12 protein-coding genes and 1 pseudogene are annotated in these 15,427 nt (G+C 72.2%); 1 reads left to right on the top strand and 12 read right to left on the bottom strand.

The genetic code is table 11. The features are described 5' to 3' along the window. The 5 genes and pseudogenes from G3I60_RS41590 to G3I60_RS41610 all read right to left on the bottom strand — a co-directional run. Positions 1-406: pseudogene (locus tag G3I60_RS41590) on the bottom strand (hypothetical protein); the annotation flags it as partial. Then, the gene (locus tag G3I60_RS41595; RefSeq protein ID WP_138356572.1) at positions 403-1,296 is read right to left on the bottom strand and encodes a xanthine dehydrogenase family protein subunit M; all 894 of its coding nucleotides are present in this window, start codon (positions 1,294-1,296) and stop codon (positions 403-405) included. The gene G3I60_RS41595 and the pseudogene G3I60_RS41590, both read right to left, overlap by 4 nt. Before the next feature lie 263 nt (positions 1,297-1,559). Further along, positions 1,560-3,188 carry a beta-N-acetylhexosaminidase gene (locus G3I60_RS41600; RefSeq protein ID WP_138356571.1) on the bottom strand — a complete coding sequence of 543 codons (1,629 nt, stop codon included), beginning with the start codon at positions 3,186-3,188 and terminating at the stop codon, positions 1,560-1,562. Positions 3,189-3,249: 61 nt separating this feature from the next. Further along, positions 3,250-3,534, bottom strand: a complete 285-nt coding sequence (locus G3I60_RS41605; RefSeq protein ID WP_138356570.1) for a DUF3039 domain-containing protein — start codon at positions 3,532-3,534, stop codon at positions 3,250-3,252. An 11-nt stretch (positions 3,535-3,545) separates the two neighbouring features. Beyond that, positions 3,546-4,124, bottom strand: coding sequence for a YqgE/AlgH family protein (locus G3I60_RS41610; protein ID WP_138356569.1), 579 nt, complete (start codon positions 4,122-4,124; stop codon positions 3,546-3,548). Positions 4,125-4,401: 277 nt separating this feature from the next. Here G3I60_RS41610 and murA point away from each other — a divergent pair, with 277 nt between their 5' ends. Continuing rightward, the gene (gene murA, locus G3I60_RS41615; protein ID WP_138356568.1) at positions 4,402-5,742 is read left to right on the top strand and encodes a UDP-N-acetylglucosamine 1-carboxyvinyltransferase; all 1,341 of its coding nucleotides are present in this window, start codon (positions 4,402-4,404) and stop codon (positions 5,740-5,742) included. Between the two features lie 101 nt (positions 5,743-5,843). On the opposite strand, the gene G3I60_RS41620 is transcribed toward murA, so the two are convergent. From G3I60_RS41620 to G3I60_RS41650, 7 genes are all read right to left on the bottom strand, one after another. Then, positions 5,844-6,125 (bottom strand): HU family DNA-binding protein, encoded by a 282-nt coding sequence (locus tag G3I60_RS41620; protein ID WP_007264399.1) that lies wholly within the window; start codon positions 6,123-6,125, stop codon positions 5,844-5,846. A gap of 165 nt (positions 6,126-6,290) precedes the next feature. Beyond that, a complete protein-coding gene (locus G3I60_RS41625) occupies positions 6,291-7,724 on the bottom strand; it encodes an NAD-dependent malic enzyme (RefSeq protein ID WP_138356567.1) in 1,434 nt (477 codons plus the stop codon). Between the two features lie 404 nt (positions 7,725-8,128). Continuing rightward, positions 8,129-10,459 (bottom strand): UvrD-helicase domain-containing protein, encoded by a 2,331-nt coding sequence (locus G3I60_RS41630; protein WP_138356566.1) that lies wholly within the window; start codon positions 10,457-10,459, stop codon positions 8,129-8,131. Between the two features lie 220 nt (positions 10,460-10,679). Continuing rightward, positions 10,680-11,324, bottom strand: a complete 645-nt coding sequence (locus G3I60_RS41635; RefSeq protein ID WP_164608476.1) for an ABATE domain-containing protein — start codon at positions 11,322-11,324, stop codon at positions 10,680-10,682. 149 nt (positions 11,325-11,473) lie between these two features. Continuing rightward, complete coding sequence (locus tag G3I60_RS41640) at positions 11,474-12,715, bottom strand: uroporphyrinogen-III synthase (RefSeq protein WP_138357579.1); 1,242 nt, start codon at positions 12,713-12,715, stop codon at positions 11,474-11,476. Between the two features lie 179 nt (positions 12,716-12,894). After that, positions 12,895-14,274, bottom strand: a complete 1,380-nt coding sequence (locus tag G3I60_RS41645; protein WP_138357580.1) for a NarK/NasA family nitrate transporter — start codon at positions 14,272-14,274, stop codon at positions 12,895-12,897. 99 nt (positions 14,275-14,373) lie between these two features. Beyond that, entirely contained in the window at positions 14,374-15,405 is a 1,032-nt protein-coding gene (locus tag G3I60_RS41650; RefSeq protein WP_343242008.1) for a LysR family transcriptional regulator, read from the bottom strand. Positions 15,406-15,427: the final 22 nt, after the last annotated feature.

Below are 15,427 nucleotides of genomic sequence, written 5' to 3' on the forward strand. Positions count from 1 at the left end.
GCTCGGCGACGGCCTGCGCGCTGAGGTCGTGCCCGGCGTTACCGGCCGGCGGCCGGGCCGCGGTCGCCGCCGCGCCCTGGCCGAACTGCCCGGCGCTGAACGGCCGCGGGGCGGGCGCGTCGGGCCGGGAGTGCGTCTCGTCGGGGTGCCGGCCGGCCCACGGCGCGGTGAAGCCGTCCGTGACGGCGCCCAGGGAGTACTCGCCGGACTCCTCCACCGGGTCGGCCGCGACGAGCGGGATCGACCACTGGGTCGCCGCGTCGCCCGCGTCGGCCACCGGCGGCAGCATCGCCGCGAAGGAGACGTGCATGGTCTGGTCGGGGTCGTAGTCCCCGCCGCCCGGCACGGGCTGCCACGTGCCCGGGGTGAGCGGGGTGCCCGGCTGCGGCTGCGGCTGGTCGGTCATGCCAGTGCCCTCCCGAGCGCTCGGCGGGCCAGCGCCGCCACGGTGCGGCGCAGTTGTACGGCGGCGGGCGGCAGCTCGACGGCCTCGGCCCCGTCCGGCCCCGGCACGGGGTCCGGGATGCACGCTCCGGCGACGTACTCGCCGAAGGCCGTGCACGCCTCGGGGGCGAGCAGCCGGCCGCCGTCCCAGTCGATCAGTCCCGCGACCCACCGCTCGGCCTCCAGCGGCCGCAGCGGTACGGGCGCCACCGCGCCCACCGCGCAGCGCACCCCGCGCCGGGCGGGGTCCAGGACGACGGCGACCGAGGCCAGCGCCCGGCCGGGGCCGGTGCGGCCGGTGGCCTTGAGGAACGTCTGCGGCGCGTGCAGCAGCGGTACGCGCACGAAAGCGAGGAGCTCGCCGGGGCGCAGCGGGTCCATCCCGGTCAGCAGATGGCTGACCGGCAGTTCCCGGTTGCCCCCGGGGCCGGCCAGGATGACGCTCGCCTCCAGCGCGGCCAGCACCGGCAGTGCGTCGCCGGTGGGCGCGGCCGTGGCGATGTTGCCGCCGAGGGTGCCCGCGTTGCGGATCTGCGGTGGTCCGGCCGCGCGGGCGGCGGCGGCGAGCGCCGGGATGAGCGCGGCGAAGTCGGGGCGGCCCATCCGGGCGTGGGTGAGGCCCGCGCCGAGCAGGGCGTGGCCGTCGGCGTACTGCCAGCCGCGGATCTCGCTGATCCGGCCCAGACCGACGAGCCCGGCCGGCCGCAGCAGCCCGGAGTTGACGGCCGCCATCAGGTCGGTGCCGCCGGCCACGGGCACGGCGCTGGGCGCGGCGGCGAGCGCCGCCACCGCCTCGTCGAGCGAGGACGGCAACGTGACGTTGCGTGCCGTCTGCTGTGCATTCGTGCTCACGCAGCTGCCCCTTCCCGGCTCTCCGCCGTGCGGTAGCCGTACCGTACGTGCTGACAGCCCGGACGTGGCAACTCTGGCACATGTTCCGCGATGGTCAACGCGAGGGTCCGCGAAGTGCGGGCCTGCCCTCCACGGGAGGGGATGCCCCGTTCTGTCGGGTATCACCCCAGTGTCGGGATTAACGCTCTTCGAGGGTGTTGCGAAGATACGCCAATCCACCGTGCCAGGCCCGCCCTTGCGGGGGACAGATGTTGCGGTATTGCTCACACGATCGGGGGTGGTCCGTCGATCGGGCGTCCGAGTACACCCGGGCGCCGCTGCCACGGCAGCGGACCACCGGGCGGGCGGTACTCCACACCGAGCGCGTCAAGTCGTGCGTAGTGGACTTCCATTCGGCGCTCGAAGTCCGGCCAGTCCCGCTCGGCGGGCGCGGGCAGCTCCGACCAGGCCACCTCGGCGACCGCCGCCAGCCGCGGGAACACCATGTAGTCGACGACCCGCGGTGAGTCCATCACCTCGGTCCAGGCGTTGGCCTGGGTCCCGATGACGTGCGCGGCCTGCTCCTCGGTGAGCTCCGCGGGCACCGGCTCGAACCGGTAGACGTCCTCCAGGGTGCGCACCCGCGCGATCGGCACCGGCTCGTCGGCCCGGTCCGACTGCCGCCAGTCCAGATAGACATGCGACTCGGGGCACATCACGACGTCGTGCCCGGCCCGCGCGGCGGCGATCCCGCCCTCGTAGCCCCGCCAGGAGGAGACGGCCGCACCAGGAGCCAGGCCGCCTTCGAGGATCTCGTCCCAGCCGATCAGCCGGCGGCCGCGCTCGGCGAGCCAGCCGTCGAAGTGCCGGATGATCCAGCTCTGCAGCTCGTCCTCACCGGCCAACCCCAGCTCCTTGATCCGCGCCTGCGCGGCCGCGGAGGCGCGCCACTGCTCCTTGGGGCACTCGTCGCCGCCGATGTGGAAGAACTCGGACGGGAACAGGTCGAGCAGCTCGGTGAAGACGCCCTCGTAGAAGCGCAGGGTGCTGTCGGCGGGGGCCAGCACATTGGGGTTGACGCCCCAACTGGTCAGCACGGAGAGCGCGCCGGTGTCGACGACGTCGGTGTTGCCCAGTTCGGGATAGGCGGCGATGGCGGCCTGCGAGTGCCCGGGGATGTCGATCTCGGGCACCACGGTGATGTGCCGCTGCGCCGCGTAGGCGACGATCTCGCGGATGTCGTCCTGGGTGTAGTAGCCGCCGTGCGGCCGCTCGTCCCACAGCTCGGACTCCCGCAGCCCCACCTTGGTGCGCTCGCGCCAGGCCCCCACCTCGGTGAGCAGCGGGTAGCGCTTGATCTCCACGCGCCAGCCCTGGTCGTCGGTGAGGTGCAGATGCAGCACGTTGAGCTTGTGCGCGGCCATCAGGTCGAGATAGCGCAGCACCGCGTCCTTGGGCATGAAGTGCCGGGCCACGTCGAGCATGAAGCCGCGCCAGCCGAAGCGCGGTGAGTCCTCGATGTGGCAGAACGGGATCCGCCACTCGCGGCCTTCGAGCGGTGCGCGCCGGAAGGCGTCCGGGCCCAGCAGCTGACGCAGCGTCTGCGCGCCCCAGAAGACGCCCGCCGGGCCGCCGCCGTAGAGATGGACACCGGTCGGCGACACCATGATCCGGTAGCCCTCGGGGCCGAGATCGTCGGTGACCATCTCGGCGACCGTGATCCTGATGGCGTCGGTCTCCGAGCCGTTGCCCGGCGCGAGGCGGTGACCGGTGGCCGCTCCGAGTTCGGAGCGCAGCCATCTCTCCGCCCGCTCCGTGCCCGGCCCGGCGGCCAGCACCGTGTCAGGTCCGAGGACGAAGAACTCGTCCCCCGAGTCGTCGGACACCTGGCGCGGGGCGGGGATCAGATCCATGACCGACATCCTGCCCCGCCGGCACCGAATTGGCATAGACCAATCAGGCGTAGACCTGCGGTCAGTTCTTGCCGCTCTTGTCCTTGTCGCCGCCACCGAGGGGCATCGTCTCGAAGATCTCTTTGCACATCGGGCAGACCGGGTACTTCTTCGGGTCCCGTCCCGGCACCCAGACCTTCCCGCACAGCGCTACCACCGGAGATCCGGAGAGCGCACTCTCCATGATCTTGTCCTTCTGGACATAGTGTGCGAAGCGCTCGTGGTCGCCATCGCCGTGCGACACCTGCGGGGTCGGCTCGACGAGGGTGCCAGTACCGGCCCCGCGTTCGGGCTCAAGAGTGCTCATAACCGTCAAGCCTAATTGAGCGACGGGTCGTCCGGGTACGTGGCCACCATCGCCAATTCATTGCGTTGCCGCCTGAGCACGGAGCGCCACAGCCGTTCCGGGTCCGGTGAGGACACATCACCCGGTTCCGACTCCACGACGTACCAGGCGCCGTCGACCAGTTCCGCCTCCAGCTGACCCGGCCCCCATCCGGAGTAGCCGGCGAAGATCCGCAGGGATCCCAGCTCCGCCGCGAGCAGTTCCGGCGGGGCCTCCAGGTCCACCAGGCCGATCGCGCCGTGCACCCGCCGCCAGCCCAGCGGGGCGTCGTCCCCGTCGTCCCAGGACTCACCGGGGACCACGGCCAGCCCCAGGGCGGAGTCCAGCGAGACGGGGCCGCCCTGGAACACCACCGGAGGTGACCCGGCGAGCACCGCCCACGGCTGGAGCACATCGCCCACTCCGACCGGGGTCGGGCGGTTCAGCACGACGCCGAGCGACCCCGCCTCGTCGTGGTCGAGAAGGAGTACCACCGCACGGTCGAAATTCGGGTCCGCCAGAGCCGGCGTCGCCACGAGCAGCCTGCCGGTGAGCGAAGTGACCTCCGTCATGGTCAACATGATCCCGCATCCCGGGCCGTCGCGGGGTGCCAACGACCGGCCCCGGCGTAATCGCGCAGCGTGCGGGCAGTCGAGCGGTGGGCCCCGCCGGCCCGGGGCGCCCTGTACCGGCTGGTAACCAGACGGGCCGGAGCGGCTGTAGCGAAGTCATGACACAGCTGGCGCCTCCTGGGCTTACAGGAGTTCCCTGTAGGCGCATTACCATTTCTTCTTGGTGCCTGCGGGGACCCCGCCCATTTTTATGACTGTCTCCAGGAACGCGAGATCCATGACCGACGCTTCCGACGTACTGCTTGTCCATGGCGGAACCCCGCTCCGGGGCGAGATCCGTGTCCGCGGCGCGAAGAACCTCGTGCCGAAGGCCATGGTCGCCGCCCTCCTCGGCAGCGAGCCGAGCCGACTGCGCAACGTGCCCGACATCCGCGATGTCCGCGTCGTGCGCGGGCTGCTCCAGCTGCACGGCGTAACGGTCCAGGCCGGTGAGGAACCGGGCGAGCTGGTGCTCGACCCCTCGCACGTCGAGAGCGCCAACGTGGCCGACATCGACGCGCACGCCGGATCCTCCCGGATCCCGATCCTGTTCTGCGGCCCGCTGCTGCACCGCCTCGGGCATGCCTTCATCCCGGGCCTGGGCGGCTGCGACATCGGCGGCCGGCCGATCGACTTCCACTTCGACGTGCTGCGGCAGTTCGGCGCGACCATCGAGAAGCGGCCCGGCGGCCAGTACCTGGAAGCCCCGCAGCGGCTGCGCGGCTGCAAGATCACGCTGCCGTACCCGTCGGTCGGCTCGACCGAGCAGGTGCTGCTGACGGCCGTGCTGGCCGAGGGCGTCACCGAGCTGTCGAACGCGGCGGTCGAGCCGGAGATCGAGGACCTGATCTGCGTTCTGCAGAAAATGGGCGCGATCATCTCGATGGACACCGACCGGACGATCCGGATCACCGGCGTCGACAAGCTCGGCGGCTACAACCACCGCGCGCTCCCGGACCGCCTGGAGGCGGCCTCCTGGGCGAGCGCGGCGCTGGCCACCGAGGGCAACATCTACGTCCGCGGGGCCCAACAGCGGTCGATGATGACGTTCCTGAACACCTTCCGCCGGGTCGGCGGCGCCTTCGAGATCGACGACGAGGGCATCCGCTTCTGGCACCCGGGCGGCCCGCTCAACGCCATCGCGCTGGAGACGGACGTCCACCCCGGCTTCCAGACCGACTGGCAGCAGCCGCTCGTGGTGGCGCTGACGCAGGCGTCCGGCCTGTCGATCGTCCACGAGACGGTCTACGAGTCCCGGCTGGGCTTCACCTCGGCGCTCAACCAGATGGGTGCGCACATCCAGCTGTACCGCGAGTGCCTGGGCGGCTCCGCCTGCCGGTTCGGCCAGCGCAACTTCCTGCACTCGGCGGTCGTCTCCGGCCCCACGAAGCTGCAGGGCGCCGATCTGGTCATCCCCGACCTCCGCGGCGGCTTCTCGTACCTGATCGCCGCCCTGGCGGCCCAGGGCACCTCCCGGGTGCACGGCATCGACCTCATCAACCGCGGCTACGAGAACTTCATGGCGAAGCTCGCGGAGCTGGGGGCCAACGTCGAGCTGCCGAACCCCGTGAGCGTCTAGCACTCCCCCGGACGGGCCCGCGGGCCCGTCCGGAGCCCGGACACAGCAAGGGCGGCCATCCCCCCGGGGGGATGGCCGCCCTCTGCCTTGCCAGTCGGGAACTACTTGCCCTTGGCGGCTTCCTTGAGCTTGGAGCCCGCGGAGACCTTCACGCTGTAGCCGGCCGGGATCTGGATCGGGTCGCCGGTCTGCGGGTTGCGCGCGGTGCGAGCGGCACGGTGGGTGCGCTCGAAGGTCAGGAAGCCGGGAATGGTGACCTTCTCGTCGCCCTTGGCGACGATCTCGCCGACGGTCTCGGCGAGAGCGGCCAGTACGGCGTCGGCGTCCTTACGGGTCACCTCGGCGCGCTCGGACAGAGCGGCCACCAGCTCACTGCGGTTCATATCTTTACTCCCGTGTTCTTTCTGCCAGGGGGGCGCGAGCTTGAAGCTGATGCTGCCTCACTGCCCGAGTTGCATCCTGCCCCCATATATGGGGGGAAAGCCAATCCGGCACCCGAGCGAGTCGCTGAAAAAGCGGCTCGGATGCGTTGCGATGACCCAGTGTCGTCACACAGTGGCCGTCGAGTCGGTTGCCGCGCCCATCGCCTTTGCCGCCTTCTGAACGGCTCCCGCGACGGCGCCCGCCACCTTGTCGTTGAAAACGCTGGGAATGATGTAGTTCGCGTTCAGCTCGTCCTCGCCGACGACATCGGCGAGAGCGTGCGCGGCGGCCAGCATCATCTCGGTGTTCACCGTACGGCTCTGAGCGTCCAACAGGCCGCGGAAGACACCGGGGAAGACCAGGACGTTGTTGATCTGGTTGGGGAAGTCGCTGCGGCCGGTGGCGACCACCGCGGCGGTCTGCCGGGCCACCGCCGGTTCCACCTCGGGGTCGGGGTTGGCGAGGGCGAAGACGATCGCGCCCTGGGCCATCGCGGCGACATCGTCGCCGGTCAGGACGTTGGGGGCGGAGACGCCGATGAAGACGTCGGCACCGCGCACGGCCTCCTTGAGGGTGCCCGTGATGCCCTCAGGATTGGTGTTGTCGGCGATCCAGCGCAGCGGCGACTCGGGGTCGGCGTCGACGAGGTCGGGGCGTCCCGCGTGCACGACACCGTGGATGTCGGCGGAGACCGCGTGCTTCACGCCGGCGGCGATGAGCAGCTTGAGAATGGCCGTACCGGCCGCGCCCGCACCCGACATGACGACCCGTACGTCGCCGATGTCCTTGCCGACGACACGCAGCGCGTTCGTGAGCGCGGCAAGCACCACAATGGCGGTGCCGTGCTGGTCGTCGTGGAAGACCGGGATGTCCAGCATCTCCCGCAGCCGGGCCTCGATCTCGAAGCAGCGCGGCGCGGAGATGTCCTCCAGGTTGATGCCCGCGAAGCCCGGCGCGATGGCCTTCACGATCGCCACGATCTCGTCGGGGTCCTGGGTGTCGAGGCAGATCGGCCACGCGTCGATGCCGGCGAAGCGCTTGAAGAGCGCCGCCTTGCCCTCCATGACCGGCAGGGCGGCCATCGGGCCGATGTTGCCCAGGCCGAGCACCGCGGAGCCGTCGGTGACGACGGCGACGCTGTTGCGCTTGATGGTGAGGCGGCGGGCGTCCTCGGGGTTCTCGGCGATCGCCATGCACACGCGGGCGACGCCCGGGGTGTAGATCATCGAGAGATCGTCACGGTTGCGGATGGGGTGCTTCGACTGCATCTCGATCTTGCCGCCGAGGTGCATCAGGAACGTACGGTCGGAGACCTTGCCGAGGACGACGCCCTCGATGCCGCGCAGCTTCTCGACGATCTCGTCGCCGTGCGCGGTGGACGTGGCCGCGATGGTCACGTCGATCCGGAGCTTCTCGTGGCCGGAGGCGGTCACGTCAAGACCGGTCACCGACCCTCCCGACGACTCCACCGCGGTGGTGAGCTGGCTGACCGCGGTCCCGCTCGCCGGGACCTCCAGCCGTACCGTGATCGAGTACGAGACGCTTGGCGCCGTTGCCATCCTGACGACCTTCTTCCGCTGCCTGCTGGTTCAAACGCTCTGCCGCTCGATCGTTGCACCTACTGGCCGGTACGCGTAACCGTGACCTTGGCAACGGAAAGATACTTCCACCATGCGAGAAACAGGCTGAATTTTCAAGCCCGGACTGTGACCTTGAGCAAATTCCGGGTTGTCGGCAGATGCGGGAAGCAACCCACGGGACGGTTTGTTAGCCTGGGTACGGCACCGGCTCGATCCAAGCCCCCGGGCCCAACCTTAGGCGCTTCGAGCGCCCACTTGCCGCGAGGCGAGCATGGCGGGTCGGTGTCACCAACGTCCGACGGGCGCCCCTCTCACGAGGGGCGCCCGTCGTCGTTCCACCACCGCCGTCCGGGACCCGATCAGGTCCCGGACGGCGGCTGCCGTCAGTCCCGCAGCAGGTCCGGGACACCGGACCCGTCCGGGCTGTCGCGCTCACCTGAGAGCACCGTGAGCCGCTGGGTGGCGCGGGTCAGCGCCACGTAGAGCACCCGCAGTCCGGCCGGCGACTCGTCGGCGATCTCCGCCGGGGAGACCACGATCGTCGCGTCGTACTCCAGGCCCTTGGCCTCCAGGCTGCCCAGCGCCACCACCCGTTCGCCGAGCCCCGCCAGCCACTTGCGGGCCTGCCCGCGGCGGCCCATGGCCACCACGACGCCGACCGTGCCGTCCACGTCGGCCAGCAGCAGCTCGGCCTCCGCGCGCACCGCCGCGCCCAGATCGGCGCCGGCCACCGCGAAGCGCGGCACCAGGCCGGTGGAGCGCACCGCGCGCGGCGACTCCATGCCGGGCATCGCCAGCTGCAGCACCTTCGCCGCCAGATCGGCGATCTCCGACGGGTTGCGGTAGTTGACCGTCAGCGTGAAGCGGCGGCGCGGCCGGCTGCCGAGCGCCTCCTCGCGCGCCTGGGCGGCCTCGTCGGGATCCGTCCAGGAACTCTGCGCCGGGTCACCGACGATCGTCCAGGTCGCGGTCCTGCCGCGGCGGCCGACCATCCGCCACTGCATCGGCGTCAGGTCCTGCGCCTCGTCGACGATGACGTGCGCGTACTCGGTCCGCTCCTCGTCGAGCCGGTCCGCCCGGTTGCGGCGGCCGCCGCCCATCCGGTCGGCCGAGGTGGTGACCTCGTCGAGACCGGTCAGCATGTCCAGCGGGTCCGCGTCGCGCTTCTTCGGGCGCGGCGGCGGGCCCAGCAGCGTCTCCAACTCGTCGAGCAGCGCCACGTCGTGCACGGTCACACCGTCGCGGCGCAGCGAACGCGCCACCCGGCGCACCTCGGGCGGGGTGAGCACCCGGCGCGCCCAACGGCCGAGCCGCTTCTCGTCGGCCAGCGCCGCCAGCACCCCGCGCGGGGTGAGGATCGGCCAGTAGGCCTGCAGGAAGTCCAGGAACTCCGGCTCCGTCGAGATGTCCTCGTCGAAGCCCTGGCGCTCCTCGGCCGCCAGCTCCTGGTCGTCGAAGCGGCGTCCGGCCTTCCGCCACAGCGCGTCCAGCAGCAGCCTGCGGGCGCGCGGGCGCAGCAGGTTCACGGGGGCGGTGCCGCCCAGCACGTTGTGCCGGATCGACGACAGCTCCTGCTCGCCCAGCTCCAGCCGCCGCCCGAAGGCGACGACGCGCAGCGTGGTGCGGGAGACGCGCTGCTCGGCCCCGTTCTCCTCCTCGTCGTCCTCGAAGAGCGCGGCCTGCTGCTGCGGCCTGCCCGCCTGCGGGGCCTCCAGCGCGCCGCGCGCGGCGTTGCGCAGCACCTTCAGCATCCGCAGCGAGCCCTTGATGCGGGCGACCGCGGGCTCGTCGTACGTATCGGCCTCCACGCCGTCGACGAGCGAGCCGACGGCGCGGATCGCGACCTGGCCCTCCTCGCCGAGCGACGGTAGGACGCCCTCGGTGTACGCCACGAGCAGCGGCGTCGGGCTGACGACCAGGATGCCGCCCGCGTACCGCCGGCGGTCCTGGTAGAGCAGATACGCGGCGCGGTGCAGCGCGACCGCCGTCTTGCCGGTGCCGGGGCCCCCGGTGACCTCCGTGACGGACGCGGCGGGCGCCCTGATGACCATGTCCTGCTCGGCCTGGATGCTCGCCACGATGTCGCGCATCGTGTGGCTGCGGGCCTGCCCCAGGGCGGCCATCAGCGCACCGTCACCGACCACCGGCAGCCCGGTCTCCAGCTCCGGGCGCAGCAGGTCGTCCTCCACCCCCAGCACCCTGCGGCCCTTGGACCGGATGACGCGGCGGCGCACCACCCGTCCGGGGGCGACCGGTGTCGAGCGGTAGAACGGCGCGGCCGCGGGCGCCCGCCAGTCGATCACCAGCGGCGCGTAGTCGGCGTCCAGGACGCCGATGCGGCCGATGTGCAGCACTTCCGCGATCTTCGCGGCGTCGTTGACGACGGCGTCGTCCGCGGGTTCGAGCGAGGTGAACGCGCCGTCGGCGCCACGCTTTCCGTCCTTGCCCTGCAGCAGGTCGATCCGTCCGAAGAGGAAGTCCTCGAACTCCGCGTTGAGCCGGTTGAGGTGCAACCCGGCGCGGAACACCTGCGCGTCGCGCTCCGCGAGCGCGCCGGGTGTTCCCACCTGACCGCGTTTGGCGGCGTCATCCATAAGGAACTCGGCTTCGTGGATCTTCTCCTCGAGCCGGCGGTACACCCGGTCCAGGTGCGCCTGTTCGACGGCGATCTCCACGTCCCGGACCCCCCCGGGCGCTGCGGTTTGCGCGGCCACGCAAGACCCCCTTCTCCTGTGCGTTGAGAGCGCTCCGTGCGGGTTCGGCTACACGCACGGGGCAGCCTGCAACCGTACGCGACCCGCACCCCCCTGCGCACCACTCCGCCTGCGACGGGCTTGCGATTCCCCACCCCGGCCGATGGCGCGGCCGATCGTCGGCCGATCCGGACGGGTGGAGGGTGGGTGGGCGGTGGGTGGGCGATGGACCGTCGCGCGGTCAGGCCTGGGCGGCCACCGCGCGGCGGCGGTGGCGGGCGACGCGTTCCCGGTTGCCGCAGATCTCGCTGCTGCACCAGCGGCGCCGCCGTCCGCGCGACGCGTCGAGGTAGACCAGGGAGCAGCTCTCCCCCTCGCACTGCCGCAGCTGGGCCCGTGCGGCGGGGTCCGTGAGCAGCTCGACGGCGTCGCGGGCGACGGCCGCGAGCAGGGCCCCGCAGTCGGGCTGCGCGGCCAGGGTGCGGACGAGGGTGCCGTCCGGCGCGGACCGGGCGCTGGGCGCGGGCGGTGCTGCCAGGGCGGCGGCGTTGAGCCGGGAGACGTCGGCGGCCGCGGGCGTCGTCGGCAGCGGCTCGGCGGGAACGTCCGGAGACGGCGCGTCGGCCGGCGGGGTCGCCAGCTGGGTCGCCACGACGCGCCGCAGCACGTCCCGCAGCACCAGGAAGCGGCCGAGCCATGCCGCGTCGACGGCCACCGCCGTACCGCTCGGGACGAGCCCGGTGCCGTACAGCCATTCGGTGAGGCGGCGCGGCGAGTCGAGACGGTCGACGGGCTCGTCGGAGAGCCGTCCGGTGACGGTCGCGAGGAGGTCGAGGCTCACCCGCCCGGTGTCGAATCGAAGCTCGGAGGAGGCCGTAACCGTCATGTGCCTGTCACCCTTCCAGCCGCCGCCCGTCACCCGCTGCCCCCAGAGTGCCCCGCCGGGGCCACCGGGGCTAGGTCAAGGGACGGGCCGGTGGGCAGGTGGATGGACGGGCCGGTGGGCGGGGCGGTGGACGGGGCGGTGGACGGGGTCTACTCCTCCCCCGCGTACTTCTCGTCCGTCAGCGGGTCCAGTGCCAGCCGGTAGCCCCGCTTCACGACGGTCTGGATGAGTTTGGGCGCCCCCAGCGCCGTCCGCAGCCGGGCCATCGCGGTCTCGACGGCGTGCTCGTCGCTGCCCGCGCCCGGCAGGGCCTTCAGCAGATCCGCGCGCGGGACGACCCACCCCGGCCGCCGCGCCAGCGCGCGCAGCAGCGCCATGCCGGCCGGCGGTACGGTCCGCAGTTCGCCGTCGACGACGGCCGCCTGGCCGCGGATCTCGACGCGGCGGCCCGCGACGGGCAACGCCCGTACCCGTCCCGGCAGTTCGGCGGCGATCAGCTGGACGAGCGGGCCGAGCCGGAAGCGGTCCGGCTGGAACGTCGGGATGTCGTGGGCCTCCAGGGGGAGGGCGGTGACCGGTCCCACACAGGCCGGCAGGACGTCGTGCCGCAGCGCGTCGAGCAGCTTGTCGAGCCGGCCGAGCCGGTCGGCGCGTTCCAGCAGCGAGGCGGCCGCCGGGGCGCTCGTGAAGCTCACCGCGTCGAGCGACCGGGCGATCGCCGCGTCGATGAGCCGGTCGACCGGCCCGATGTCCTCCGGCGGCATCCACCGGTACACCGGTACGCCGACGACCTCGGCACCCGCCGCCCGCAGCGACTCGATGAAGCCGGGCAGCGGCTCACCGTGCAGCTGGACGGCGATCCGCCGGCCCACCACCCCCTGCTCCAGCAGCCGGTCGAGCACCTCGGCCATCGACTCGGAGGCGGGCGACCAGGTCTCCGTCAGCCCGGCCGCCCGGATCGCGCCCTTCACCTTGGGCCCGCGGGCCAGCACCTCCACCCCGCTCAGCCGGGCCAGCAGGGCCTCGCCGAGGCCCCAGCCGTCGGCGGCGCCGATCCAGCCGCGGAACCCGATCGCGGTGGTGGCCACCACGATGTCCGGTCCGTTGTCGAGCAGTTCCTTGGTCGCCGAGAGCAGTTCCGCGTCGTCCAGCAGCGGCACGATCCGCAGCGCGGGCGCCCGCAGCACCACCGCCCCGCGCCGCTCCAGCAGCGCGGCCAGCTCATCGGCCCGGCGGGCCGCCGTCACCCCGACCGTGAAGCCTGCCAGCGGCAGCACGGAGGCAGCCGCGGCGAGTTTCCCGGGCGCCGTGACGGGTGCCGTGGTGTCGGTGGGCTCGGCCGACGGCGCCCGGGCACCGTCCGCGCCCTGTTCTGTCTTCCGCACCTGCATGGCTTGCCCCGCTCCGCTGGAGGTACACGTACCTGGTGGCCCCCGCCGCCGGTCGATGGCTCACGTCCGGCCGATCCGCCGGTCGGACGCATCGTGCCAACGCGGGGTGACGGGCGGGGATCGCCAGGATTTCCCGGGTGTTACGCCCGTATCCCGGACCCTGGCGCGGCCGGGCCCGCTCACACCTCCGCGTAGCTCAGCTGCGGCGCCGGTTCCGCCGCCGGGGAGAGCGCCGGCGGAGCGGCGGGACGGCGGAGGTATACGGCCCAGGTGAGCGCGAAACACACCGCGTAGAAGGCCAGGAAGGAGACGAAGGCCGGGGTTCCGGTGTGCGCGGTGAGGAAGGACTCGCGGAACGCCAGGTTGATGCCGAGGCCGCCGAGCGCGCCGACCGCGCCGATCAGTCCCATGGAGGCCCCGGAGAGCCGGCGCCCGTACGCCGCGGCCGCCTCACCGCTGAGGCCCTTGGCGAGCGCCTTGGCGTGGTAGATGCCGGGGATCATCTTGTACGTCGAGCCGTTGCCGAGCCCGGTGAGCACGAACAGGGCGATGAATCCCGTGGTGAAGACCGGCAGCGACTTCTGCACGGAGGCGAGCACGACGACGAGCGTCGCGGCGGCCATCCCGAGGAAGTTCCAGAGCGTGATGCGCGCTCCCCCGAACCGGTCCGCGAGGCGCCCGCCGACCGGACGGATCAGCGAGCCGAGCAGCGGCCCGATGAAGGTGATCGAGGCGGCCTGCAGCGGGGTGCGGGCGAACTGGTTCTGCAGCACGAGGCCGAAGGCGAAGCTGTAGCCGATGAACGAGCCGAAGGTGCCGATATAGAGGAAGGACATGATCCAGGTGTGGGCGTCCCGCACCGCCTCCCGGGCCGCACCGGTGTCGTTCCTGACCGGCGCCAGGTTGTCCATCCGCAGCGCGGCCAGCGTCGCCGCGATCACGATGAGCGGGATGTACACCCCGAGCAGGATCCGCGGGTGCGCGGCGCCCGCCGTACCGATCACCAGGAGCCCGACGAGCTGGATCACCGGCACTCCGATGTTGCCGCCGCCCGCGTTGAGGCCGAGCGCCCAGCCCTTCTTCCGGAGCGGGAAGAAGGAGTTGATGTTGGTCATGGAGGAGGCGAAGTTGCCGCCGCCCACCCCGGTGAGCGCCGCCACCAGCATGAAGGTGGTGTACGAGGTGCCGGGCTTCATCACGACCGCGGCCGCGATGGTGGGGAGCAGCAGCATCAGCGCGCTGAAGACCGTCCAGTTGCGGCCGCCGAAGCGCGCCACGGCGAACGTGTAGGGGACCCGGACGAGGGCGCCGACCGCGGTGGCCGTGCCCACCAGGAAGAACTTCCCGGCCGGGTCGATGCCGTACTGGGGGCCCATGAAGAGCACCAGGACCGACCACAGGGTCCAGACGGAGAAGCCGATGTGCTCGGACAGGACGGAGAAGAGCAGATTGCGGTTGGCGGTCCTGCGTCCGCCGTTCTCCCAGAACTCGGTGTCCTCCGGATCCCACTGCTCGATCCAGCGGCTCCCCTTGCGCGTTTCCGTAGCGGTGGCATGCATTACGCCTCCAGGCCCTGCCGGTGTCGGGTGTCGTCCACGACAGTAGGAACGGCCGGTTACCGCCCGATGGCCCGAGGTGACGCGGGGGGAACCATGCACTCACCCGGCGCCGGGGGGCGCTGTGAGACGCGCGTCGGGATCGGGGAGCACCGCGGGACGCGCGTCGGGATCCGGGAGCGCCGCGAGGTGCGCGTCGGGATCCGGGAGCCAGCTGCCGGCGGGCCGGTGCAGCCAGCGTCCGGCCGCCGCCAGGGCGGTCACCGCCTCGTGCAGGGCGGTCAGCCCGGGGTGGCGCAGCCCGCGGCGCCAGACCATCGAGACCAGGGCGAGCGGAACGGGGTCCACCAGCGGCCGGAGCACCGCGCCGGGCATGTCGACGAACTCGGTGGTGGCCAGTACCGGCCAGCGGTGTTTCGCCACCAGCCGGATGAACTCCGCCTCGCCCTCGATCTGCGGGAAGGGCGCGGCCACCGCGATCCCCCGGCCCGCGAAGAGCCGCTCGGCGAGATCGGTCCACTCGGCGGTGGTCGGATTTCCGGCCCCCGCGTACAGCGTCTCCCCCGCGAGCGCGTCCAGCGGGATCCGCTCCAGACGCGCGAGCGGGTGCTCCTGCGACAGGACGACGGCCATCGGCTCGTAGCGCACCGGCCGGTGGTCGAGCCGGGACAGGGCGGCCGGGGCCAGCCCCGCGACACGGCCGAAGGAGACGTCCAGCCGGCCGGCGAGGATATCGGCGGCGGCGCCGGTGAGACCGCTGTGGAAGCGGGCGATCAGCTCGCTGCCGGGAGCCGTCGCGCGCGCCTCGTCCAGTACCCGGCGTCCGGTGCTGACGGGCGCGCTGACGTCGACGAGCAGCGGCCGGTCGGCCGCCGCGAAGGCCGCGGCGAGCTCGTCCTGTGCCGCGAGCACGCGCAGCGCGTAAGGAAGAAGCCTTTCCCCGTCGGCGGTGAGTTCGACGCGCCGGGTGGTGCGGACGAACAATTCGGCGCCCAACTCCCGCTCCAACCGCCGGATGTCACGGCTGAGGGCCTGTTGCGCCACATAGAGCGCCGCCGCGGCACGGGAGAAATGCAGTTCCTCGGCGACGGCGGTGAATGCGCGCAGCAGGCGGGGTTCCAGGTCATGAGGCACGCGGCCATTGAACACCGGCCCC

This window comes from Streptomyces sp. SID13666 (assembly GCF_010548325.1).
In the GTDB taxonomy this organism is placed as follows: Bacteria; Actinomycetota; Actinomycetes; order Streptomycetales; family Streptomycetaceae; genus Actinacidiphila; species Actinacidiphila fildesensis.